This is a genomic window from Saccharospirillum sp. (genome assembly GCF_040881935.1).
Lineage (GTDB): Bacteria > Pseudomonadota > Gammaproteobacteria > Pseudomonadales > Natronospirillaceae > Saccharospirillum.
In genome coordinates this window covers 23,640-46,690 of record NZ_JBBECH010000066.1, presented here as the reverse complement: position 1 = coordinate 46,690, position 23,051 = coordinate 23,640, and the positions used below count along the sequence as shown (strand labels likewise).

Sequence of the window (23,051 nt, the reverse complement as noted above, 5' to 3'; positions counted from 1 at the left end):
CCCCCCCCCCCCCCCCCCCCGCTTGGTGTGGATACCGTCATAATTCAGTACAATGCCCCCCCAAACTTTATTCTGGAGTAGTGAAATGACCCTCAAGACCTGGCTAGCAGCCTGTGCCGTATTGATTCCCTTCGGCGTTCAGGCTGGCGGTTCGCTTGACATTGCGCTGTCCAATACCTCGGTCAGACTGGAGCACGAGGCCGTTCGGGTGGGCTCCGGTGCACACATCACCACTGGTCTTGCCTACAGTGAAGACAATCAGGCCTATGCATTCAGTGCTGGCTTTAATGCCGTCGATGCAACAATGGCCAATCAGGAAATGATCGGAGGGATTGGGTTCAAGGGTTTTCTGTTTGATGCCGGCGAACCTGGTTTTGCACTGGGCGTGGGTGGATTTCTGCGCTGGCAGCCGGATTTCATGAACGGCCTGGGTACCGAAGCCCAACTGTATTACGCACCCGATATCCTCAGTTTTGGTGACGTTGTCGCTTTTCAGGAAGTAATAGCACGGGTGACTTACAAGGTACTGCCGCAGGCGCGCGTGTTTGTAGGCTGGCATGATATCGCTGGCTATTACCACGACACCTCAGGTGGCCCCAGCCGCGTAGACAATACTTTCAACATTGGTTTTCGGATGAACTACTGAGTCATGAACCGACGCGGTCTTACCAATGCATTGTTGTATCAGTCCCGGCTGATGTTGGCTTTGGCGGAACAGGACGCGGCAGCGGCGCAGCGCCAGGCGTGTGAGTCGGCCTTTGAAGTGCTGGCATACCGTGCCTGGAAGGCGGCTGTGTGTGAAGCGGCCGAACCCTATGGAGTGAAGCTGGCACCGGAAATGCTACTGGATGAGTTGCTGAATTTCTGGCACCGTGCCCGGCCCGATGCCTGGGAGCTGAAATCGGTTCAAGCCGGGCTGGAACAATCTGGTCACTGGATGCAGCAGCTGCATCGCGATCTGAACCAATGGTCGTCGGGTTTGGTATCAGAAAACGTCAAAAAAGCCGATCCAAACCGCATTGCGCTGGTGTCTGACGATAACCAAGAACCAACAAAATATTACCGCAGATGTCTGGATGAGCTGCAACAATGGGTCGACGATGTAAGAGCACAAAGCGACCACAGTTGACCAAGGTTAACCCTGTTTGAATGAGGCAGTTTGAGAGTTCCCTGGTGACTTAAAACCATCACTTCGGATGCGCTCAACGAAGCGACAAGGAGCATTATGTACTGGGAAATTATCGAGCTGGCTAACGGCGAAGTGGCACTGCGCCGCGCTGATTCCAACGATGCCCCCTTGCTGGTCATCCGGTTTTCTGATGAAGCCAAAGAGCGTCTGAAAGAGCAACGGCTAGACGTTGCCCGCGCCATGATTTCAGCTGGCGTACAGGTGGCAACGGAAATAGAGTCCGGTGAAGAAACCGATACGATGGAAGATGAAGAGGTGATTCTTCACTGAGTTGATTGCCTGAGGCAAAGACGTATTCCTATGTGTCAAAAGGTTGTGCGCCTTTTGTTATTACCCTCCAAGATCCTTCGAACGAATTACCGATACCCCTGGATACCAGCGTTTAATTGCAGACATGAAGGTTTGAGTCTCCGGATAGGGTGGAAGGGTCACTGCTCCCGCGTTATTCGTCGTCGAAATAGAAAGCGTCGTGGCCGACCAGTGATGTCAGTATAGACAGGCGCGTCGCATTGTCCTGGCTGCCGAGATCAGTTGCGCTGATTCGCTTTTGCTCACACAGCCAGCGCAATCCATCTGCTGGCAAGTCGGTATCAATGGCTTCACCATCCACAAAGAGTGTGCCGGGTTGGTAGGCGAGTCTGACCGCGTCATTGCGGATCAACGGTTGCCGTTGTAACTGACGGGCGATGTCCGTCTTGTTCAGCGACGGCTCCTCAAGGGGGGCATCGCCGTATTTGGGCTGAGTCATGTAACGGCCAAACCACCGGGCCATGGCGTCACGGTCCTGTACCAGGGTTTGCAGCATACGGTGAATGCGGTCTACATCGGCCCCGGTAATGAGATGGTTATCTTCCCGAGCTTCTAGATCAGCGTCATGATAGCGGTCAAAATCCGAGCAATTGTTGGCAACGAATTGTGCAAATTCGACCAAAGTTTCGGCCTGGCTGGGCGCGCGGAAACCGATCGAATAGGTGATGCAGTCTTTGCTCAGGGCTGTTCCGCAGTGAGCAATGCCTGGCGGAACATAGAGCATGTCGCCTGGTTGGAGCACCCAGCGTTCCTGCTCCTGAAAGTGGGCAAGTATGCTCAGGTCGGTATCGTCGCGGCGGTCATCGGCTTCGGTACAGGTCTGGCCAATGCACCATTCGCGTTCTCCGGATACCTGAATCAGAAACACATCGTAATGGTCGAAATGCGGCCCGACGCCACCACCGGGTGTGGCATAGGACACCATCACGTCATCCATTCGCCACGACGGGATAAAGCTGAAGGCATCAAACAATGCGGCTATTTCAGGAACCCAGTGGTCAACTGCCTGGACCAGCAAGGTCCAGTCTTTTTCGGGTAAGTTGGCAAAGTCTTCCTCAAAGAAGGGGCCGTGGCGCAAAGTCCAGTCATTGGCCGTTACCAGGCGGGATTCAACCTCGGGTTCTGTGGCCAGACCCGCCAGTTCATCGCCACTGATTTCAAACAGATCGGTAAACGCCTGACGCACCAGGTAGGGGGTTTTCTGCCAGTACTGGCTCAGAAATTTCTGAGCACTGAGGCCACCGAGCATATCCATGGGAGTCACCTGAGTCTGATGAGAAGTGAAACTGCTGGGAAAGGAGCCGCCATTGCCCTTCAGTTTTGCAGCAAAGCGGCGATTGTACAAGGACAGTGCGGTCAGGGGGTTCTGGCCTGACCGCCGGGTATTAAAAAGAGTCGATCGCCTTGGCTTGTTCGGCCGCATTGCCCAGATAGGTGGCTGGTGTCATTGCCAGCAACGACTGTTTAGCCGCATCGGGCAGGTCGAGCTGGTTGACGAAGTCCTGCATCATCGGCTCGGTAATGGCTTTGCCGCGGGTGAAGGCTTTTAGTTTTTCGTAGGGCTCTTCAATGCCATGGCGGCGCATTACTGTTTGAATGGCCTCGGCCATTACTTCCCAGGCCTGGTTCAAATCCTGATTCAATCGATCCGGGTTGGCCTCCAGCTTGCTGATGCCTTTCTGGGTAGCCTGATAGGCGATCAGGCTATGTGCCAGGCCGACGCCCATGGAGCGCAAAACTGTGGAGTCGGTCAGGTCCCGCTGCCAGCGGGAAATTGGCAGTTTCGCCGCCAGATGAGCCAGAATAGCATTGGCCAGGCCCAGGTTGCCCTCTGAGTTCTCGAAATCGATCGGGTTGACCTTGTGCGGCATGGTCGAGCTGCCCACTTCGCCAGCGATGGTGCGCTGTTTGAAATAACCCAGTGAGATGTAGCCCCAAATATCCCGATCGAAATCGATCAGGATGGTGTTGTACCGGGCGATGGCGTCAAACAGCTCGGCCATGTAGTCGTGGGGTTCAATCTGCGTCGTGTAGGGGTTGGGCGTTAAGCCCAGGGAGGTAATAAAGGCGTCGGCGTTTGCGGCCCAGTCAATGGCTGGATAAGCAGACAGGTGCGCGTTGTAGTTGCCCACCGCCCCGTTGATTTTGCCCAGATACTCCACTGTTTCAACCTGCTTAATTTGGCGGCCGAGCCGGTGTGCGACGTTCGCCATCTCTTTGCCCAGGGTGGTAGGCGATGCTGTCTGACCATGGGTACGGCTGAGCATGGGCTGGTCGGCATGGGTTTTGGCCAGTGCGGCAATGTCGTCCCGAATAGTCCGCATCTGCGGCAGCAATACTTCGGTGATGCCGGTTTTGAGCATCAGGGCATGTGACAGGTTGTTGATGTCTTCCGAGGTGCAGGCGAAATGGACGAATTCGGTGACCTTGCTAAGCTCTTCCCGCTCGCTGAGCTTGGTTTTCAGGAAATACTCAATGGCTTTGACGTCATGATTGGTGGTGCGCTCTATGGCTTTAATGGCCTCGGCCTCTGCAAGAGAGAACTGATCAATAATGCTATCAAGGAAGGAGTTTGCCTCCGCTGTAAAGGGCGCTAGTTCTGTGACGTCAGCGTGGCTGGCCAGTTGCTGAAGCCAACGCACTTCAACGGTGACCCGAGCTTTGATCAGGCCGTATTCGCTGAAAACGGTGCGAAAAGCTTCGGTTTTAGAGCCGTATCGGCCATCGATAGGGGAGATCGCGGTGAGCGCGTTTAATTCCATGGTGCCTGGTTCCCGTCGGTGCGTGAAGGCGGGCGATTATACCGGTCAGCCGCCACACAGGCCAATGCTTCGGGCACGAATGCGTTTAACAGTTCTCAAGTTCCGGAGTTCTCTTCACTTGGGAGGCATTGGCCCGCACGGGCACCGGGTATGCCCCTGTGGGGGCGGCGTAGATCCGTCCATGGAGTCTAGTCCGCAGGGGCACACCCGGCACCCTCCGCTCGTCTCCCAGGCGATTTCTGAAACCTGCGTTATAAAAATGCCGAAAAATCTGGTTATATTCTCGCGAGCAATTGTTCAGCGGTGTCGTGCAGTTTTGAACGTTTCACCACGATATGCCAGCGCCGGCCACCCAGTTGGTGCCACAAATGAGCGCTGCGAATACCAAACAGCAGTGCAGTCCGGACTTGTTCGGCAATGTTTTGGTTTTGCAGGTAGCTTGGGTTACCCATGACGCGAATGCGGAAGTCCAGTTTGCTCACACTTTGTTGATAGCTGTTGGCGACGGCGGCGATGACTGATTCGTGCAGCGGGTCATCAAAATAGCGACATTGGTCTACCGCGCGTGTCAGATGCTGACTGAGCGTCTCCATCAGATCGTCCCGCGCCATGAGTTTGCGCTGGGCATGTAGAATACCCATGGCGTAACGTAGTACGTCGGGAGACATCCCCTTGCCACGTTTGGCCAGCACCTTCTTCAGCCCCACAAGTCCGGTTTGCACACCCGTTGCGCCACCATAAACGTCTTCAACCGAGCTGGGGTTCAGATTGAGAACGGTGCGGATGGTTTGTTCCAGTCGCGGACGTTCAAGGCTGCCCTGACGAGCCAACTGCTCGACCATTAGGGCAGATTGAAAGACACCGGCCAGAGCCAGAACCTGATTGCTAAAGTGACTCATTAACTTCCTTAATGCCTTTTATATCAAAGGGTTGATTATCATCATTAATGTTAGATCTAATTATAGAGAAACGCGATATTCCGTTGTCTCAAAGGTACTGGTCACCAGGTGCGCTCGATCACGCCACCACCGAGACAAACCTCGCCCTGATAAAACACCGCTGATTGCCCGGGGGTAATGGCTCGTTGTGGCTGTTCGAACTGAACCTGATAACCGGTGTCGGTGGCTGTCATCTTGCATGCCTGGTCCGGTTGCCGGTAGCGGTGTTTGCACATCAGCGTGACAGGTAATGACGGGGCTTCTCCTGCCACCCAATAGACTGACGCTAATACTAGCGTCTGGGTAAACAGCGCAGGGTTATCTGTGCCCTGGACCACGGTCAGAACGTTCCGCTCCAGATCTTTACCTGCTACGAACCAGGGGGCTTCAGAATGGTTGCGTGTACCGCCGATGCCGAGCCCTTGTCGTTGCCCAATGGTGTAATACATCAACCCCTGGTGCTCACCGATGACGTCGCCGCTATCGGTTTCGATCGTACCCGGGCGGGCGGGCAGGTATTGCTTCAGAAAATCACTGAACCGGCGCTCGCCGATAAAACAAATGCCGGTGCTGTCTTTTTTACGCGCCGTGGCCAGCCGGTACTTCTCTGCAATACGGCGTACCTCGGGCTTTTCCAGTTCACCGACCGGGAACAGGGTTTTAGCGAATTCTTCGTGACCGACAGCATGCAGAAAGTAGGACTGGTCTTTATTGGTATCCAGACCGCGCAGCAATTGGGTGCCCTGGGCGGTTGTGCGGGTGCGGGCATAGTGACCGGTGGCGATTTTGTCGGCGCCAAGGGTCAGGGCGTAGTCGAGAAAGGCTTTAAATTTGATTTCCCGATTGCACAGGATATCCGGATTGGGCGTGCGGCCAGCCTGGTACTCCTCCAGAAAATGCTCAAACACATGATCCCAGTACTCGGCGGCGAAATTGGCTTTGTGCAGGTGTATCCCCAGTCGGTCACTGACAGCCTGGGCGTCGGCCAGGTCTTCTTTGGCGGTGCAGTATTCTGTGCCGTCGTCTTCGTCCCAGTTTTTCATGAACAGGCCTTCGACCTGATACCCGGCCTCCAGTAATAGTGCCGCCGTTACGGAAGAATCGACACCACCGGACATACCGACGATGACTTTGGTTGAGGCAACTGAGGTCATGGGTTTAAAAGCTCCCGGGGGCAAACATGGGGTGAATGAGAGTCAGCGGATAACGCTGTCCGGCCTGATAATCGACCAGTGCCTGGCTGACCAGAGCACTGCGCAGCGGGAATTGCCCGGCCAGCAATTGATCGAGCGATAGCCAGTCTACGGCCAGAATATCGGTGTCGCGTGGACTGTTTTCAACCCATTCAGGCTGATCTGCCGTGAAACAGACGCGCAGGTAGTGAATGCCGGTAGCGGCGTGAATCGACTGATAGATGCCCACCAGACTGGTCAGACGCACGCGGTATTGGGTTTCTTCCAAGGTTTCACGCAGCGCAGCGTCCAATAATGATTCACCGGGTTCCACATGACCAGCTGGCTGATTCCAGCCATTTATACCGTTATCTATCTCGTTGACCATTAATATAGACCGGTTTTGTTCTACAATGACGGCCGTTGTGAGGTGGGGCATTTCGGATGTTGCTGGCATTGGGCCTCCATTGGGCTAAAAATATGAACCTGGTCCCGTTATCGTCAATGAATGCAACGGACGATAAGTTTCAGTGCTTGTAGCGTCTGGACACTGTTCGTATCCGTCACAAGTCTTTTGCATTCCAACAAGAGCGTTACACCCGCACTGGCAGTAGAATAGACCTCAATTAATGCGTCGAGACGACGTCTGCAACTCATACGCGAACCGTTATTAAGGAACCCGGCATGATCATCAAACCGAAGGTACGTGGTTTTATTTGCACCACCGCACACCCGACTGGCTGTGCCCTGCATGTTCAAGAGCAAATCGACTATGTGAAAGCGCATCAACCCGCGGCATCCGGGCCAAAGAACGTACTGGTGATCGGGTGTTCAACCGGCTACGGTCTGGCGTCGCGCATTGTCTCCGGGTTTGGCTTCAAGGCCAACACCCTGGGCGTTATGTTTGAGAAAGAACCTACGGAGCGTCGTCCCGCTTCTGCGGGCTGGTATAATACCCGGGCGTTTGAAAAAGCAGCGACCAGTGCCGGATTGTACGCGAAAACCTTCAACGCTGATGCGTTCAGCCATGAGTGTAAGGCTGAGGTAATCGAAGAAATCAAGGCGTCTATGGGTAAGGTGGATCTGGTGGTCTACAGTCTGGCATCACCTCGCCGCAAAGACCCTGACTCCGGCGATGTCTATATGTCTACACTGAAGCCTATTGGCGGCGCAGTGACTCGCAAAAGTCTGAATACGGATACCCGCGAGGTTTCCGAAATCACCCTGGAGCCGGCAAACGACGACGAAATTGCCAACACAATCAAGGTAATGGGCGGGGAAGACTGGGAACTCTGGATCAACGCGCTGGCTGACGCTGACGTGCTGGCTGAAGGCGCCAAGACCTCAGCCTATACGTATATTGGCCGCGAATTGACCTTTCCTATCTACGGTGAAGCCACTATCGGCCGCGCCAAAGAAGACCTCGACCGCGCTGCGGCGGCCATCGACCAAACCTTAAAAAACCGCGTCGGCGGCAGTGCCCGGGTGTCGGTACTTAAGGCCCTGGTTACACAGTCCAGTTCAGCCATCCCGGTCATGCCGTTGTATATCTCACTTTTGTATCGGGTGATGAAAGAGCAGGGCACTCATGAAGGATGTATTGAGCAAATCAATACGCTACTGACAGGCGAGCTCTATTCAGGAAAAGACAGCCTAACCCTGGATGATCATGGGCGAGTGCGGGTGGACCTGAAAGAACTGACCGATGAAGTTCAGAGCAAAGTAGAGACGCTGTGGCACCAGGTGACCACCGAAAACCTTACCGAGTTGTCCGATTTTGACGGTTACCAGAAGGAGTTTTTCCGTTTGTTCGGCTTCGGTTACGACCAGGTGGATTACGACGCCGATGTGGATCCGGTCGTTTAATACGGTTTGAACTCCCCGAAGAGGCGCCAGCAGGGTGCCTTTTTTTTGGTAGGTTAGTTATACCGTTATCTAAAACTGTTTCTGATTTTATCTCCCGGTAATCGCCATTCTTCAGGTCATCCAGTGATATTTCTCCGATTTGCCAGCGAATCAATCTCAACGTTGGAAAGCCGATATGAGCGGTCATCCGGCGAACCTGACGGTTACGCCCCTCGGCAATCACCAGATTCAACCACTGGGTTGGAATCTCCTTACGTTCCCGAATGGGCGGCTGGCGTGGCCACAGCGATACAGGCTCATTGATGCATTCCACCAGGGCCGGTCGAGTCATGCCGTCTTTAAGCTGAACGCCCTGGCGCAAAGCTTCCAGGTCTGCCTCAGATGGAATGCCTTCTACCTGTACCAGATAGGTTTTTTCGACTTTATTAGCCGGGTGGGCCAGCTGGTGTATGAGCCCTCCGTCATCACTCAACAACAGAAGACCTTCAGAATCAAAATCGAGGCGGCCAGCGGCATAAACGCCTGGAATCGGGATAAAGTCGGCCAGGGTGCGGCGCGGATGTGTGGTGCGTTCATCGGTGAACTGACAGAGAACCTGAAAGGGTTTGTTGAACATGATCAGGGTGGTCATTGTTGGGTATCCGAGCCTTTCAGAGGTGATTGAATTGCAACCCGGCGTGCATCACATAGTACCAAAGTCACAATCAGAGTCTCCCTTGGTGCTGTAAGTAGACAAACGATTCCGGTATACTCCGCCGCCGTTGAAACCATAATACACAGATGGAGTGAACCATGGGATATCAGAAAATTGAAGTGCCGGCCGGCGAGAAGATTACGGTCGACGCCAAAGGGTCCCTGACTGTACCCAACAACCCTATTATCCCGTTTATCGAAGGTGATGGCATCGGGGTCGATGTCACCCCTCCGATGATTGCAGTCATCGAGGCAGCGGTCGCCAAGGCCTATGGTAGCGAGCGCAAAATCAGCTGGATGGAAGTTTACGCGGGCGAGAAAGCCACTACCATCTACGACGCCGATACCTGGTTGCCGACTGAAACGCTGGATGCTTTCCGTGAATTCAAAGTAGGCATTAAAGGCCCGCTGACGACGCCCGTCGGTGGCGGTATCCGCTCGCTGAACGTCGCCATTCGTCAGGAGCTCGATTTGTTCGTGTGCCAGCGTCCCGTTCAGTGGTTCACCGGTGTACCTAGCCCGGTTAAAGCCCCTGGCGATGTTGATATGGTGATCTTCCGTGAAAACTCGGAAGACATCTATGCCGGTGTTGAATGGAAAGCGGGCAGCCCGGAAGCAGAGAAGGTCATCAAATTCCTGCGCGAAGAAATGGGTGTCACTAAAATCCGTTTCCCTGAAATGTGCGGTATCGGCGTTAAGCCAGTATCGGAAGAAGGCACCAAGCGTCTGGTTCGCCAGGCTCTGCAATACACCGTCGATAACGATCGTGACAGCCTGACCCTGGTACACAAGGGCAACATCATGAAGTTCACCGAAGGTGCCTTCAAAGATTGGGGCTACGAGCTGGCCAAAGAAGAATTCGGTGCCGAGCTGCTCGACGGCGGCCCCTGGATGCAGTTCAAGAACCCCAAGACTGGCAAGAACGTTGTGGTAAAAGACGTGATTGCTGACGCCATGCTGCAGCAGATCCTGTTGCGTCCTGCCGACTACGACGTTATTGCAACCCTGAACCTGAACGGTGACTACCTGTCAGACGCCCTGGCGGCTGAAGTGGGCGGCATTGGTATTGCGCCTGGCGCCAACCTCTCTGACGACATTGCCGTCTTTGAGGCCACTCACGGTACTGCACCGAAGTATGCCGGTCAGGACAAAGTAAACCCGGGTTCGTTGATTCTGTCTGGTGAGATGATGTTGCGCCACATGGGGTGGGTCGAAGCGGCTGATCTGGTGTTGAAAGGCATGGCCGATGCCATTGCTTCCAAGCGCGTTACCTATGACTTCGAGCGCCTGATGGAAGGTGCTACACTGGTCAAGGCTTCCGAGTTCGGTCAGGAAATCATCAAACAGATGGATAACTGAGAACGACGCATAGAGCAGAGCCGTCTTTGACGGTTTTGCTGCAAAAAGCCTGGCAAATGCCAGGCTTTTTTAATGTCGTCCCGTGTTAGTAGGCTTAGCTCACTTGTCGACTTGACCTATTCCCGGTGGTCGCTCGTGGCTTGCTCTTGCTCTTTGGCAGGTTGGGCAGTTTCACTGGATTGACCGGGTGAGGTGGTTTTGTGTGTTTCCGGTTCTGGCAACGCCCGGATATTGACGGCATGAATACCGCGATCAGCCTTTACCGTATCAAATTCTACCGGCTGGCCTGCCTTGAGTGTCTTGTAGCCTTCCATCTGAATGGAGGAGAAATGGGCGAATAGATCCTCTTCATGTTCGTCACAGACGACGAACCCGAACCCTTTCGCATTGTTGAACCACTTTACTTTCCCTACGGGCATAACGGACTCCTTACAACCACGTTTGATTTCAACCTGAAATCGACCAAAGTCATCTGAATGATCGGGTCGACTCTGTTAACAATAACGCCTGTATAGCGATGGACAGCCTGTTCATGGCTTGAAAATATAGGTCCAGCCTGCCTCTTTCCCTAAGCAGCTGAAGACCCTGTTGGGCAGATGGTTCCGATCCAGGTTATTGCATTTCGCTCGCGCAATATGCAATGCTGGCAAACCGGTCGTACCCAACCCAACGGCAGACGACGACCAGGGTGGAGTGCCTAAACTCATTGGCACAGCCAGAGGTTATTAACTAACCTTACCCTGGTTACTGCAATCGGTTGTTATCAACATCCACAGTCTCATCATCTACTGAGGCCTCATCAAGTACCGAGGCGCGCTGCTCACTATTTATACAGCTCTTCGGTAATGCTATGTTTGGTTGTCGGAGCAGTGAAGTCAAGTCCAATTTTAGCTGACATACGAAACAACGCACGTTGTGTTCACCTGATGTTACTAAAAGAAAGCTTCAAAATTCTGGCACCGAGCTCTGATCGCTGTACGAATTTTTTAGCTCGAGTGTAAAGCATGACCCAATTGAGCACGACATGAAAACATACTGTCGTCCAGTCATTGGAAAACCACCGGATCAGCCCCACCGTATAACCTGAATGAGTTTGAACATCGACCTATGACCACGACTACTGGAAAGCACGAACTGCATCTGAACAAAGTGAATCGAAGGGTCGCTAAGCCCTTAAGACTAGGGCCGGATGAGCCTGAGCAGGGAGACGATTATGGCGTTGCTACCCGGATTCAGGATCCTGAACTCAAGCAACCCCCGCTGTATCGGGTTATTTTGCTGAACGACGACTACACCCCTATGGAGTTCGTCGTCCATATTCTTGAGGCCTTCTTTTATATGTCTCGGGAAAAAGCGACGCAAGTCATGTTAGCGGTACATACACAGGGCAAAGGCGTGTGTGGCGTCTATACTAGAGATATCGCGGAAACCAAGGCAGCTATGGTGAACCAGTATTCCAGGGACAATGAACATCCCCTGGTGTGTGAGGTAGAAAAGGCAGATGACCAGTGATCAGCAAGAGGGTTTTATACCATGCTAAGTAAAGATCTCGAATTGACGCTGAACAATGCGTTCAAAGATGCACGGGGCAAACGGCATGAGTTCATGACCGTGGAACACCTGTTGCTGGCGTTGCTGGACAATCACGCCGCAGCCGAAGTGCTGACCGCCTGTGCTGCCGATATTCAGCAGTTACGTCGTGACCTGACGGAATTTATCGATTCCACCACGCCGCTGATTCCGGCCGACGACGAGGACCGGGAAACACAGCCGACGCTGGGCTTCCAGCGGGTACTGCAGCGGGCGGTTTTCCACGTACAATCCTCTGGCAAGAAAGAGGTGACCGGTGCCAATGTGCTGGTGGCCATTTTTTCCGAACAGGAAAGTCAGGCTGTGTTTTTCCTCAAGCAGCAGAGCATATCGCGCATCGACGTGGTCAATTTTATTGCCCATGGCATATCCAAGGTGCAAAGCGAAAATGCTCAGCCGAATGAAGACTTTAACGGTGAACAACAGGAGGAGGGCGGCGGTGATGGCGTTCAGGGCAGTGCCCTGGAGAGTTTTGCCTCCAACCTCAACGAGCTTGCCCGCAAGGGGCAGATCGACCCGCTGGTTGGCCGCGAGCACGAAGTTGAGCGGGTTATCCAGATTCTGTCGCGGCGGCGCAAGAACAACCCGCTGTTGGTTGGCGAGACCGGCGTTGGCAAGACAGCCATCGCTGAAGGCCTGGCCAAGCGCATCATCGATAACGATGTGCCCGACATCATGGAAGGCGCTCAGGTGTTTTCCCTGGATCTCGGGGCATTGCTGGCCGGTACCAAATACCGGGGCGATTTCGAGAAACGCCTGAAAACACTGCTGGCTGAATTGAAGAAAAAGGAAAAATCCATCCTGTTTATCGATGAGATTCACACCATCATCGGTGCTGGTGCCGCCTCTGGTGGTGTCATGGATGCTTCCAATCTGCTCAAGCCAATGCTGAGTTCGGGTGAGTTGCGGTGTATGGGCTCCACAACCTTCCAGGAATTTCGGGGTATTTTCGAGAAAGACAGCGCACTGACGCGTCGGTTTCAGAAGATTGATGTCAATGAGCCGTCTGTCGATGAAACCTATCGAATCCTGAAAGGGCTGAAGTCACGGTTTGAGGAGCATCATCACCTTAAATACACTGATAAAGCCCTCAAGGCAGCGGCAGAGCTGTCAGCCCGGTACATTACGGACCGCCACTTGCCGGATAAGGCCATTGATGTAATCGACGAAGCCGGGGCCGCCCAGCGATTGTTGCCCGCAAGCAAACGCAAGAAATCGATCAGCGTCAGTGACGTGGAGAAAGTCATAGCCTCCATTGCCCGTATTCCTGAGAAAAGCGTTAGCCGTAATGATAAGGAAGTGCTCGAACATCTCGAGCGTAACCTGAAAATGACCGTCTTTGGTCAGGAGCAGGCGATTGAGCAGCTGGCATCGGCCATCAAACTGGCCCGTGCAGGCTTGAAGTCGGTCGATAAGCCGATTGGTTCCTTTCTGTTTGCCGGCCCAACCGGGGTTGGTAAGACCGAGGTGTCAAAACAGCTGGCTGACTCTCTGGGCATCGAGCTGCTGCGCTTCGACATGTCGGAATATATGGAGCGCCACACCGCCTCAAGGCTTATTGGTGCTCCTCCCGGCTACGTTGGCTTCGATCAGGGTGGTTTGCTGACCGATGGCGTATCCAAGCATCCGCATTGTGTGCTGTTGCTTGATGAAATCGAAAAGGCACATCCGGATGTCTTTAACCTGCTGTTGCAGGTGATGGACCACGGTACCCTGACCGACAACAATGGCCGTAAAGCGGACTTCCGTAACGTCATCCTGATCATGACCAGCAACGCTGGTGCTCAGGAGATCAACCGCCGCTCCATGGGCTTCCTGGAACAGGACAACAGCACCGACGGCATGGAGATGATCCGCAAGCAGTTTACGCCGGAGTTCCGCAACCGTCTGGATGCCATTGTTCAGTTCAAGTCGTTGCCGATCGCAGTGGTTACCAGCATTGTCGACAAGTTCCTGACCGAACTGCAGGCACAACTGGACGACAAGCGTGTCATGATGGAAGTAGACGATGACGTCCGCGCCTGGCTGGCTGAGAAGGGCTACGACGAGCACATGGGCGCGCGCCCGATGAGCCGTCTTATTCAGGAAAAGGTAAAACGGCCACTGGCCGACATGATCCTGTTTGGTCCGCTGTCACGGGGTGGCACAGTGCATGTACACATCCTCAATGACGAACTGACCCTGGAAGTCGAGGAAGAGGCTGAGACCGTCTAGCGGCGAGCGTTATCGGGAAACCTCAAAAGGCACCGAAAGGTGCCTTTTTTGTTGGCTTTGTTGGCTGATGTTTTTGCAAGGTATCTTCAGGCAAAAAAAAACACCACGAGGGTATTCTTTTTTAAAGGGTCCGGCTTTGTATTAGGTCGCTGGCCCGGGCAGTAATACGTTAGCGGGCACGATAGACGATGCGGCCTTTGGTCAGGTCGTATGGCGTCAGTTCGACCTTGACCTTGTCGCCCGTCAGGATGCGAATGTAGTTCTTGCGCATTTTTCCTGAGATATGAGCGGTAATGACATGACCATTTTCGAGTTTAACCCGGAACATGGTGTTGGGAAGGGTGTCGAGAATCTCGCCTTCCATTTCAATAACGTCTTCTTTTGCCATATATGCTTGTACACACCTTTGATTTAAACAACTGGGGCCGACTCGAAGGTGTCAGCCCCGTGTAAGTATGGGATCCGGCGGGCATTCTGCCTGAATTTCCGGCAATTATCAAAAAACTGGGCAAATTCAGGTATTTGGCTGTTATTACTTTGAGTAGGTGCCTGTCTGCAGGTCGTTTATTACTCGATACCAATAGCCCCGATCAGGTGGTCATCGAGTAGCCGCCAGTGTCGGTTAATTAAGACTTCCAGCGGGCGGTAGTCTGCCTTGTAGGTCATTTGTGCGGAACCCGGAACCCAGTAGCCAAGGTACAGAAAAGGCAGCCCCAGGGTCTCACAGAGTTGTATCTGGGTCAGAATACTGAAAACCCCCAGCCCACGGTGGCTCTGCTCAGGGTCGAAAAAGGTATAGGTGGCTGACAGCCCGGTTTCCATTCGATCGGTAAAGGCGACCGCTACGACCCGGTCGTCCTGTCGGAACTCAAGCATAAACGCCAGGTCCGGTCGGCTGACCAGAAATTCCCGGTAGCTGTCTTCAGATGGCGGGTACATATCGCCCAGATAGTGCCGATGACTGATGTAAGCTTCGTACAGGCGGTAATGCTCATTCGAGAATTTGCAGGGCAGCCGATGTACGCTCAGGTCCTGGTTCTTGCTCAGAATACGTCTAAAGCGCCGTTTCCAGTGGAACTGGCGGACCCGCACGCGTGATGGCATGCAGGCACCGCAGGCCTCGCAATCAGGCCGGTACAGGTGATGACCGCTGCGCCGAAAACCAAGGTGCATCATTTGTTCATAGAGGGGCAGGGTAAAATGCAGGTCCGGGTCCAGAAACAGGGTGCGGGCCTGCTGGCCGTCCAGATAGCTGCAATTATGTTCGCCGGTCCGGTACAGCTTGATGCTGTCTTCCTGTTGCTCGGATTCAGGTTTCATTGACTGGTTCCCGGATTGAGGGGTCCGGGGAGTACCCGGAACCGCCAACCTTTACTCGTCTGGCGATGGCCTGATTCACTGCATCTGCGTTGGGGAAGGTCAGTTTGCGCCGCAGAACGGGCAATTGCTGCTCAAACCAGGTTCGTTCGACTTCCCGGGCCCCCAGGCTGGCCAAATGATCATTGTAGACCTGGCAGTCGATGAGACGCAGCGACTGAAGCAGCGAGGCCTCCTGCAGCGCCAGTAAAGCAAACTTGGATGCATTGGGCTGGCGGGAGAACATGCTTTCTCCAAAGAATACACCTTCGATGCCGATGCCATAAAGACCGCCAATCAAATCATCGTTGCGCCACACTTCGATGGAATGTGCCCAGCCCTGAGTGTGCAGTTCAGTATAGGCCTTGCGCATCTCAGCGCTAATCCAGGTGCCCGGTTGTCTGGCTCTGGGTGCCTGGCAGGCCTTAATAACTCGAGGAAATACTGTGTTGGTCGTGATAGTCGGTGGAGACTGGCGGTATGCTTTGCGTAAACTGCGCGACAGGTGCATCGTGCCCGGTATAAACACCATTCGTGGCTCGGGAGACCACCACAGAATGGGCTCTCCTTCGCTGTACCAGGGGAAAATGCCCCGTTCATAGGCGGTCAGCAACCAGTTGGGCATTAGGGCGCCGCCCGCGGCCAGTAAGCCTGGTGGGTTGGCCAGACTCTGATCTGTGGGTGGAAAGTGGGCTTCCTGTTCAGCGTCCAGCCAGCTTAGTTGTGGCATAAAAATGCTCGGTGTATCAATAAGTTGGGCTTCATACTGTGGTATCTTAGTGATCTTTGCTGCGGACTGCCACGCTTAGACTATTTGGGTCTCTGTCTGGCTGACCGATCCGGTTGACAGGTGCTTTCTGTGCCTGGGGTGCTTCAGCTAGAATGCGACTCTGTCGCTGGTGCAGGGCAGTACAGACAATATTACAGACACAATAGACAGGTGACTTCGATTTGACGCAAAAGAACGCTTCGGCACGCCAGGAAACAACGCGGGCGCGTGACGACCACAGAGTTCTGGATGTAAAACAGCGCTTGCTGCACGAGGGCAGCCTGCTGCTGTCTTTGGCTGTGGGTGTCTATTTTCTGATTGCCTTGGCGACCCATCATCCTGCTGATCCTGGTTTCCAATTTTCTGGTTCAGGTGAAGGTATTCGTAATCTGGCTGGTTCTGCAGGCGCAAAGCTGTCGTCATTTCTCTTTACGCTAGTTGGCGGGCTTGCATATGGGCTACCAGCCATTTTTTTGTATCGAGCATGGTCTACGTTCCGTGATAGAAGAGCAGGGCTGGCATGGAATCCATTGTTAGTCATTATCCGGACCCTCGGATGGGCTCTTTTCGTTACTGTTAGCTGTACACTCGCCACTGTTCACCTTGCCTCTGACGCTGAAGCTAGCGCAGGTGGTTGGCTGGGTATTGGGTTATCTGAGTGGATATTTCCCATTCTCGGTATGACCGGCACCACCTTGTTGCTGGTCGTGCTCTGGTTTATTTCGCTGACACTGGCGATGAACGTTTCCTGGTTGCGGCTGATGGAACGCATCGGTCTGTTGTTGTTTTCCGGTGTGACAGCCCTTCGAGATCGATTGCAGTCCCGGCGTCGGCGTCAGGCCGAAAAAGCACAGGTCAGGCAGGTAGTGGAAACGCGCAAGGCGAATCTGGACATTCAGATCGAAAAGCAGTCGAAGCGTAAGCCGCCCCAAATCAAACCGTTGCAACCGAAGGCTCCCGAGCCCAGTGAAAGGGTGCAGAAAGAAAAGCAGCAGCCGCTGTTTACCGGAAGCGACTCAAACACGCCACTGCCCGCGCTGAGCCTGCTGACCTCGGGCGAACACGACACCAACAATGGCTACAGCCAGGAAGCCCTGGAAGCCATGTCACGTATGCTGGAAATCAAACTGAAGGACTTTAATGTCGATGCCGAGGTAACCGAAGTAGCGCCCGGACCGGTCATTACCCGTTTTGAAATTCAGCCAGCGGCCGGCATCAAGGTGTCGAAAATCTCCAATTTGGCGAAAGATCTGGCGCGATCGATGGCGCTGGTCAGCGTTCGGGTAGTGGAGATCATTCCCGGTAAAACGACGGTGGGCATCGAGATTCCCAATGAGAAGCGCGACATTGTGCGGCTCAGCGACGTACTTCAATCCAGCGCTTATGACCGGGCCAAATCAGCGCTAACGCTGGCGTTGGGCCACGACATCGGTGGTGCCCCGGTAGTGGCGGATTTGGGCAAGATGCCGCATTTGCTGGTCGCCGGTACCACCGGTTCCGGTAAATCCGTCGGTGTTAACTCCATGTTGTGCAGTTTGTTGTTTAAGGCAACCCCCGATGAAGTCCGGCTGATTCTGGTTGACCCGAAAATGCTGGAACTGTCGGTCTATGAAGGCATTCCGCACCTGCTGACGCCAGTAATCACCGACATGAAAGACGCGGCCAATGGCTTGCGCTGGTGTGTTGCCGAGATGGAGCGTCGCTACAAACTGATGTCGAAGGTCGGGGTGCGTAACATTGCCGGCTTCAACAAGAAGGTTGTCGATGCCAAGCACAATGGCGAACCCTTGCTCGATCCGCTCTATGAGCCCTTTGATACACTCGACCCGCACGCGCCGACGCCAGAGCTGGAGCCCTTGCCGTTTATTGTCGTGGTAGTCGATGAATTTGCCGACATGATGATGATCGTTGGCAAGAAGGTGGAAGAACTGATCGCCCGGCTGGCCCAGAAGGCCAGGGCGGCGGGCATTCATCTGATATTGGCGACGCAGCGACCGTCGGTGGACGTGATCACCGGTTTGATCAAAGCCAACATTCCTACCCGTATTGCGTTTCAGGTGTCGTCTAAAATCGATTCCCGAACCATTCTCGACCAGGGCGGGGCCGAGCAGCTACTGGGCCACGGCGATATGCTGTACTTGCCGCCGGGCACTGGATTGCCGGTTCGGGTTCACGGCGCCTTTGTAGACGACGATGAAGTGCACCGGGTCGTCGCCGAGTGGAAGAAGCGCGGCCAGCCGGATTACATCGAAGACATTCTGCAAGGTGGCGAAGCGGATATTCCGGGCATGCCGTCGCTGGATGACAGCGATGACAATGCCGAAAGCGACCCCTTGTTCGATGAAGCCGTGGCCTTCGTGACCCAGACCCGCAAAGCATCAATATCTTCAGTACAGCGTAAATTGCGCATCGGCTATAACCGCGCAGCTCGGCTGGTTGATACGATGGAGGCCGCCGGGATTGTCAGCTCGGCGGGCCACAATGGTAGCCGCGAAGTATTGGCGCCACCGCCCCCGGCAGACTAGGGGGTTAATTCTTACTACTCAAGTTTCGGAGTTCAGTTTCGTTGTATTGCCAGGAGTCCGTGCCAGGCACCGGGGGTGCCTATCCGGGGTCGGCGTGAACCCGTCCATGGGGCCTAGACCGCAACATCCATGTTGCGGACTTCCCGGATAGGAACCCCCGGCACCTGGCACTCAGCTGGTACGAACTCCGAAGTTTGAGTTACCGTTAAATTGTGCAGCAGTGGATAGTAGAGCCCCATTTTTTTCGTTAATAGCTCAGGAGAGCATTACATGTTGAGTTCAATTGCCCGGTCCGGCGCCGTCCTGTTGCTCAGTTGGGTGGCCGTAGCACCCCAGGTGAATGCCGATGAAGCCGCCCGTCAGCGACTCATTGAGTTGTTGCAGTCGACCGAGACGCTGCAAGCGGAGTTTCGCCAGGAAACCTATGCCGATGGCGAGTTGCGCGGCGACCAGGCAGAAGGGATCATGAAGATTGCCCGCCCTCTGAAGTTTGTCTGGCAGGTTACAGCGCCATATGAACAGTCCGTTATCTCCGATGGCATTACGTTGTGGGTTCACGACCCGGACCTGCTGCAGGCGACTTACCAGCCAGTTACCGATCAGTTGCAGCAATCTCCCGCTATGATCCTGAGCCAGCCTGAGTCCACCCTCAAAATGTCTTACGAGGTGACGGAAGCAGCCAACGACAGCCTGACTGCGTATCGGTTATACCCGTTGGACGAAAATGCCGTCTTCGAGGACATGACGCTGTTGTTTGAAAACGGCCGGATCAGTGAACTGAGGCTCAGCGATAACCTGGGTCAGGATACCCGCATCACCTTCAGTAACGTTGAAACGGGCCTGACACTGGACGCGACAGACTTCGAATTTACTCCGCCCGAAGGCACCGACGTCTTCGAACAGATGTGATTTTTATGGCCGACCTGTTCAACTCCACCAACTCCAACCCCTTTGCACCTCTGGCAGAGCGGATGAGGCCCACAGCGCTGGCTGGCTACATCGGCCAGGGGCATATACTGGGCCCGGGGCAACCATTGCGCCTCGCGATTGAGCAGGATCAGCTGCATTCTATGATCTTATGGGGCCCACCTGGAGTCGGCAAGACAACGCTGGCCCGGTTGCTGGCCCATTCCACCGCCTCGCGTTTTGAATCCCTGTCGGCGGTTCAATCCGGTGTCAAAGACATCAAGGCCGCAGCGGAGCGGGCGCTGCAAGCCAAAGCCGAGAGTCGACGCACACTGTTATTTGTCGATGAAGTGCATCGCTTTAACAAGGCCCAGCAGGATGCGTTCCTGCCTTATGTTGAAGACGGCACCTTCATCTTCGTTGGCGCGACTACCGAGAACCCCAGTTTCGAGCTCAATGCAGCGCTGTTGTCCCGCGCGCGCGTCTATCCGCTGAAGTCAGTGTCACTTGACGACATGGCCGCTTTGCTCGTTCAGGCCAGGCAGCAGGATGCTTCCGTAGCGCGTCTGACCATCGATGAAAACGTTCAGCAGCGCCTGTTTGCACTGGCCGATGGCGATGCGCGCCGCTTCTACAACCTGCTGGAACTGTCTGCAGACCTCTATGCCGACGAACCCGATGGCCTGACGCTAGACCGCCTATCCCAGTTAACCCAGGGGCAGACCCGGCGGTTCGACAAGGGCGGCGATGCGTTTTACGACCAAATATCAGCCATGCACAAAAGTGTTCGCGGCTCCTCACCGGACGGTGCCCTGTACTGGCTGTGCCGAATGCTCGATGGAGGCTGCGATCCGCTATATATCGCCCGCCGACTGGTGCGCATGGCCAGTGAGGATATCGGCAATGCAGACCCCCGCGCTCTAACACTGGCGATGGATGCCTGGCAGGTTCAGGAGCGGCTGGGCAGCCCGGAAGGGGAGTTGAGCCTGGCCCAGGCCGTGGTGTATCTCGCCTGCGCGCCGAAGAGCAATGCGGTGTATAAAGCCTTCAATCAGGTAATGGCACTGGTACAGTCCGATCAGAGTCGGGAGGTGCCAGTACACCTGCGTAACGCACCCACCAAACTGATGAAAGAGCTCGGGTATGGCCACGAATACCGTTATGCCCATGATGAGCCCCACGGGTACGCCGCAGGCGAGCATTATTTGCCTGAAGAACTGGAAGACAAGCGATTCTATCAACCGGTAGACCGGGGTTTGGAAAAGAAAATAGCCGACAAACTGGCCTTTTTGCGTGATTTGGACGCCAATCACCGTCAACAATAAACCACTAGGAGTCTGTCGGGCTTAGGGGGTTCGAAGCGAGGGAGTGGGCCGTTGCTCCGCTTCCGCAGCCGATTCATCCTAAGTCCGACAGACTCCTAGGCTTAATCAGGGAGAATTTCGAAGTGTCGATTCCATTAAGCCACTGGATAGCGGTTGCGCTGGGTGGCAGCTTGGGTGCCATGGCTCGATTCTGGATGGTATCTGCGTTTAATCGGCTACACGGTAGTCATTTCCCACTGGGTACCTTTGTGGTAAACGCCCTGGGCAGCTTCGCCATTGGCTTGGTTTTCGTCGTTTTAACCTTACGGTTCTCCGGCACCGACAACCTCTTCCACCGACTGGTGATCATTGGCTTGCTAGGTGCCTTCACCACCTTTTCCAGTTTTGCACTGGAGAACCTCGTTTTGTTGCAACAACAGCATTACTGGATGGCGCTGGGCTATACCCTGGCCAGTGTATTAACCTGCATAGCCGCAGCGGCACTGGGCTTCGGGGTGGGTAAGCTGGTATTCTAGGTGCCCGCCGGGCCGGGACATCCGCCATCGGCGGCATTCAATCAATCTCATTGACTCATACAGGACAGACAGACCCATGCTGGACATAAAACGGCTGAGACAGGACATTACCACGCTTGCTGAACAACTTCGGGTTAAGCATTACCAGCTCGACGTGTCAGCTTTCGAGTCCCTGGAGTCGAGCCGCAAGTCCGTTCAGGTTGAAACCGAGCAGCTGCAGGCCGAGCGCAAGAAGGCGTCGAAGCAAATTGGTCAGCTGGTCGGGCAGGGCATGTCTGTTGACGACGCCAAAGCCCAGGTGCAGAAAGCACTGGATACCATTGCTGAGCAATTGGGATCCAAAGAGGGTGAGCTGAAACAGATTCAGGCGCAACTGGACGACTTGCTGCTGGGCATTCCCAACGTGCCCGATGCCGCTGTACCAGAGGGCAAAAGCGAAGACGACAACGAAGAAGTGGCACGCTGGGGTACTCCACCAACCTTCGATTTCGAGGTCAAAGACCACGTCGACCTGGGCGCGGTCTCTGGTGGCCTCGACTTCGAGCGCGCCGCCAAACTGACCGGTAGCCGGTTCTCTGTAATGAGCGGTGGCATTGCCCGCCTGCACCGGGCACTGGCTCAATTCATGCTCGATACGCACGTTCAGGAACACGGTTACCTGGAAACTCAGGTGCCGTTCATAGTAAACCAGGAGTCGCTGCTGGGAACCGGCCAATTGCCGAAGTTCGAAGAAGATCTCTTTAAACTGAACACCGATCACGCCAGTGATTATTACCTGATCCCGACCTCGGAGGTGCCGCTGACCAATCTGGTGCGCGATGAGATCCTCAGCGATGCCGAACTGCCGCTTAAGTTTGCATCGCACACCTCCTGTTTCCGCTCAGAGGCGGGCAGCTACGGTCGCGACATTCGCGGTATGATTCGCCAGCATCAGTTCGAGAAAGTCGAGCTGGTACACATTGTGCGCCCTGAAGAATCAATGGACGCTCTGGAAAAACTCGTAGGTCATGCAGAAAGCATCCTGCAGCGCCTCGAGTTGCCCTACCGGAAAGTGCTGCTGTGCGGTGGCGATTTGGGCTTCGGTGCCGCCAAGACGTATGACCTGGAAGTCTGGCTGCCCGCTCAAGAGGCATACCGGGAAATCTCCTCATGCTCGAACATGACCGATTTCCAGGCCCGGCGCATGCAGGCCCGTTATCGCAACCCTGAGACCAACAAGACCGAACTGCTACATACTCTCAATGGCTCCGGCTTGGCCGTGGGCCGCACCCTGGTAGCGGTGCTGGAAAACTACCAGACGGCGGAAGGGCGTATTCGGGTGCCTGAGGTACTGAAACCCTATATGGCTGGTTTGGAATTAATTTGATAATAAGGTTCTGAGACGATTTGAATTGGAGGTTGCTTTGGCTTGGTGGCTGGTAATTCGTGTCAGCCACCGGGTAGACCTGTTCGGGGTCGGCGTGAACCCGTCCATGGGGCCTAGGCTTCGGCATCCCTGCCTCAGACTACCCCGAACAGGTCTACCCGGCAGCCGACACTTGAATCTGTAGCACTGTAGTATCT

At 54.6% G+C, this 23,051-nt stretch carries 22 protein-coding genes; 12 read left to right on the top strand and 10 right to left on the bottom strand.

The window, feature by feature from the left end:
• Nucleotides 1-85: 85 nt before the first annotated feature.
• From WEB54_RS12430 to WEB54_RS12420, 3 genes are all read left to right on the top strand, one after another.
• The gene (locus WEB54_RS12430) at nucleotides 86-646 is read left to right on the top strand and encodes a YfaZ family outer membrane protein (protein ID WP_368055781.1); all 561 of its coding nucleotides are present in this window, start codon (nucleotides 86-88) and stop codon (nucleotides 644-646) included.
• 3 nt (nucleotides 647-649) lie between these two features.
• Nucleotides 650-1,129, top strand: coding sequence for a DUF6586 family protein (locus WEB54_RS12425; protein ID WP_368055783.1), 480 nt, complete (start codon nucleotides 650-652; stop codon nucleotides 1,127-1,129).
• Nucleotides 1,130-1,225: 96 nt separating this feature from the next.
• Nucleotides 1,226-1,459 (top strand): hypothetical protein, encoded by a 234-nt coding sequence (locus tag WEB54_RS12420; protein WP_368055785.1) that lies wholly within the window; start codon nucleotides 1,226-1,228, stop codon nucleotides 1,457-1,459.
• A gap of 172 nt (nucleotides 1,460-1,631) precedes the next feature.
• Here WEB54_RS12420 and WEB54_RS12415 read toward each other — a convergent pair whose 3' ends face one another.
• From WEB54_RS12415 to WEB54_RS12395, 5 genes are all read right to left on the bottom strand, one after another.
• The gene (locus tag WEB54_RS12415; protein WP_368055787.1) at nucleotides 1,632-2,753 is read right to left on the bottom strand and encodes a cupin domain-containing protein; all 1,122 of its coding nucleotides are present in this window, start codon (nucleotides 2,751-2,753) and stop codon (nucleotides 1,632-1,634) included.
• Nucleotides 2,754-2,883: 130 nt separating this feature from the next.
• Nucleotides 2,884-4,260 (bottom strand): adenylosuccinate lyase, encoded by a 1,377-nt coding sequence (gene purB, locus WEB54_RS12410; protein ID WP_368055789.1) that lies wholly within the window; start codon nucleotides 4,258-4,260, stop codon nucleotides 2,884-2,886.
• A gap of 275 nt (nucleotides 4,261-4,535) precedes the next feature.
• The gene (gene hflD / locus WEB54_RS12405) at nucleotides 4,536-5,159 is read right to left on the bottom strand and encodes a high frequency lysogenization protein HflD (protein ID WP_368055791.1); all 624 of its coding nucleotides are present in this window, start codon (nucleotides 5,157-5,159) and stop codon (nucleotides 4,536-4,538) included.
• A gap of 101 nt (nucleotides 5,160-5,260) precedes the next feature.
• Nucleotides 5,261-6,352, bottom strand: coding sequence for a tRNA 2-thiouridine(34) synthase MnmA (gene mnmA, locus WEB54_RS12400; RefSeq protein ID WP_368055793.1), 1,092 nt, complete (start codon nucleotides 6,350-6,352; stop codon nucleotides 5,261-5,263).
• 4 nt (nucleotides 6,353-6,356) lie between these two features.
• Nucleotides 6,357-6,827, bottom strand: a complete 471-nt coding sequence (locus WEB54_RS12395; RefSeq protein ID WP_368055795.1) for an NUDIX domain-containing protein — start codon at nucleotides 6,825-6,827, stop codon at nucleotides 6,357-6,359.
• A gap of 227 nt (nucleotides 6,828-7,054) precedes the next feature.
• Between WEB54_RS12395 and fabV the strand changes: the two genes are divergently transcribed.
• Complete coding sequence (fabV, locus tag WEB54_RS12390; protein WP_368055797.1) at nucleotides 7,055-8,236, top strand: enoyl-ACP reductase FabV; 1,182 nt, start codon at nucleotides 7,055-7,057, stop codon at nucleotides 8,234-8,236.
• Here the strand turns inward: fabV and WEB54_RS12385 are convergent.
• Nucleotides 8,130-8,867 (bottom strand): pseudouridine synthase, encoded by a 738-nt coding sequence (locus WEB54_RS12385; RefSeq protein WP_368055978.1) that lies wholly within the window; start codon nucleotides 8,865-8,867, stop codon nucleotides 8,130-8,132. The genes fabV and WEB54_RS12385 overlap by 107 nt on opposite strands.
• A gap of 161 nt (nucleotides 8,868-9,028) precedes the next feature.
• Here WEB54_RS12385 and icd point away from each other — a divergent pair, with 161 nt between their 5' ends.
• Nucleotides 9,029-10,288 (top strand): NADP-dependent isocitrate dehydrogenase, encoded by a 1,260-nt coding sequence (gene icd, locus WEB54_RS12380; RefSeq protein WP_368055801.1) that lies wholly within the window; start codon nucleotides 9,029-9,031, stop codon nucleotides 10,286-10,288.
• A 116-nt stretch (nucleotides 10,289-10,404) separates the two neighbouring features.
• Here the strand turns inward: icd and WEB54_RS12375 are convergent, their stop codons facing one another.
• Nucleotides 10,405-10,707, bottom strand: coding sequence for a cold shock domain-containing protein (locus WEB54_RS12375; protein WP_368055803.1), 303 nt, complete (start codon nucleotides 10,705-10,707; stop codon nucleotides 10,405-10,407).
• A gap of 688 nt (nucleotides 10,708-11,395) precedes the next feature.
• Here WEB54_RS12375 and clpS point away from each other — a divergent pair.
• Together clpS and clpA are read left to right on the top strand one after the other, a co-directional pair.
• Complete coding sequence (clpS, locus tag WEB54_RS12370) at nucleotides 11,396-11,800, top strand: ATP-dependent Clp protease adapter ClpS (RefSeq protein WP_368055976.1); 405 nt, start codon at nucleotides 11,396-11,398, stop codon at nucleotides 11,798-11,800.
• A 21-nt stretch (nucleotides 11,801-11,821) separates the two neighbouring features.
• The gene (clpA, locus tag WEB54_RS12365; RefSeq protein WP_368055807.1) at nucleotides 11,822-14,092 is read left to right on the top strand and encodes an ATP-dependent Clp protease ATP-binding subunit ClpA; all 2,271 of its coding nucleotides are present in this window, start codon (nucleotides 11,822-11,824) and stop codon (nucleotides 14,090-14,092) included.
• 169 nt (nucleotides 14,093-14,261) lie between these two features.
• Here clpA and infA read toward each other — a convergent pair whose 3' ends face one another.
• The 3 genes from infA to aat form a co-directional block, all read right to left on the bottom strand.
• Nucleotides 14,262-14,480 carry a translation initiation factor IF-1 gene (gene infA, locus WEB54_RS12360; protein ID WP_008043370.1) on the bottom strand — a complete coding sequence of 73 codons (219 nt, stop codon included), beginning with the start codon at nucleotides 14,478-14,480 and terminating at the stop codon, nucleotides 14,262-14,264.
• A 179-nt stretch (nucleotides 14,481-14,659) separates the two neighbouring features.
• Nucleotides 14,660-15,412 carry an arginyltransferase gene (locus WEB54_RS12355; protein WP_368055974.1) on the bottom strand — a complete coding sequence of 251 codons (753 nt, stop codon included), beginning with the start codon at nucleotides 15,410-15,412 and terminating at the stop codon, nucleotides 14,660-14,662.
• Nucleotides 15,402-16,178 carry a leucyl/phenylalanyl-tRNA--protein transferase gene (aat, locus tag WEB54_RS12350; protein WP_368055811.1) on the bottom strand — a complete coding sequence of 259 codons (777 nt, stop codon included), beginning with the start codon at nucleotides 16,176-16,178 and terminating at the stop codon, nucleotides 15,402-15,404. Before aat ends, WEB54_RS12355 begins: the two co-directional genes overlap by 11 nt.
• A 284-nt stretch (nucleotides 16,179-16,462) precedes the next feature.
• Here aat and WEB54_RS12345 point away from each other — a divergent pair, with 284 nt between their 5' ends.
• From WEB54_RS12345 to serS, 5 genes are all read left to right on the top strand, one after another.
• Complete coding sequence (locus WEB54_RS12345) at nucleotides 16,463-18,742, top strand: DNA translocase FtsK (protein WP_368055992.1); 2,280 nt, start codon at nucleotides 16,463-16,465, stop codon at nucleotides 18,740-18,742.
• Nucleotides 18,743-19,012: 270 nt separating this feature from the next.
• Complete coding sequence (gene lolA, locus WEB54_RS12340) at nucleotides 19,013-19,651, top strand: outer membrane lipoprotein chaperone LolA (RefSeq protein ID WP_368055813.1); 639 nt, start codon at nucleotides 19,013-19,015, stop codon at nucleotides 19,649-19,651.
• Nucleotides 19,652-19,656: 5 nt separating this feature from the next.
• The gene (locus WEB54_RS12335) at nucleotides 19,657-20,973 is read left to right on the top strand and encodes a replication-associated recombination protein A (protein WP_368055972.1); all 1,317 of its coding nucleotides are present in this window, start codon (nucleotides 19,657-19,659) and stop codon (nucleotides 20,971-20,973) included.
• Nucleotides 20,974-21,095: 122 nt separating this feature from the next.
• Nucleotides 21,096-21,488 carry a fluoride efflux transporter CrcB gene (gene crcB / locus WEB54_RS12330; RefSeq protein ID WP_368055817.1) on the top strand — a complete coding sequence of 131 codons (393 nt, stop codon included), beginning with the start codon at nucleotides 21,096-21,098 and terminating at the stop codon, nucleotides 21,486-21,488.
• A 76-nt stretch (nucleotides 21,489-21,564) separates the two neighbouring features.
• A complete protein-coding gene (serS, locus tag WEB54_RS12325; protein ID WP_368055819.1) occupies nucleotides 21,565-22,854 on the top strand; it encodes a serine--tRNA ligase in 1,290 nt (429 codons plus the stop codon).
• Nucleotides 22,855-23,051 lie beyond the last annotated feature (197 nt).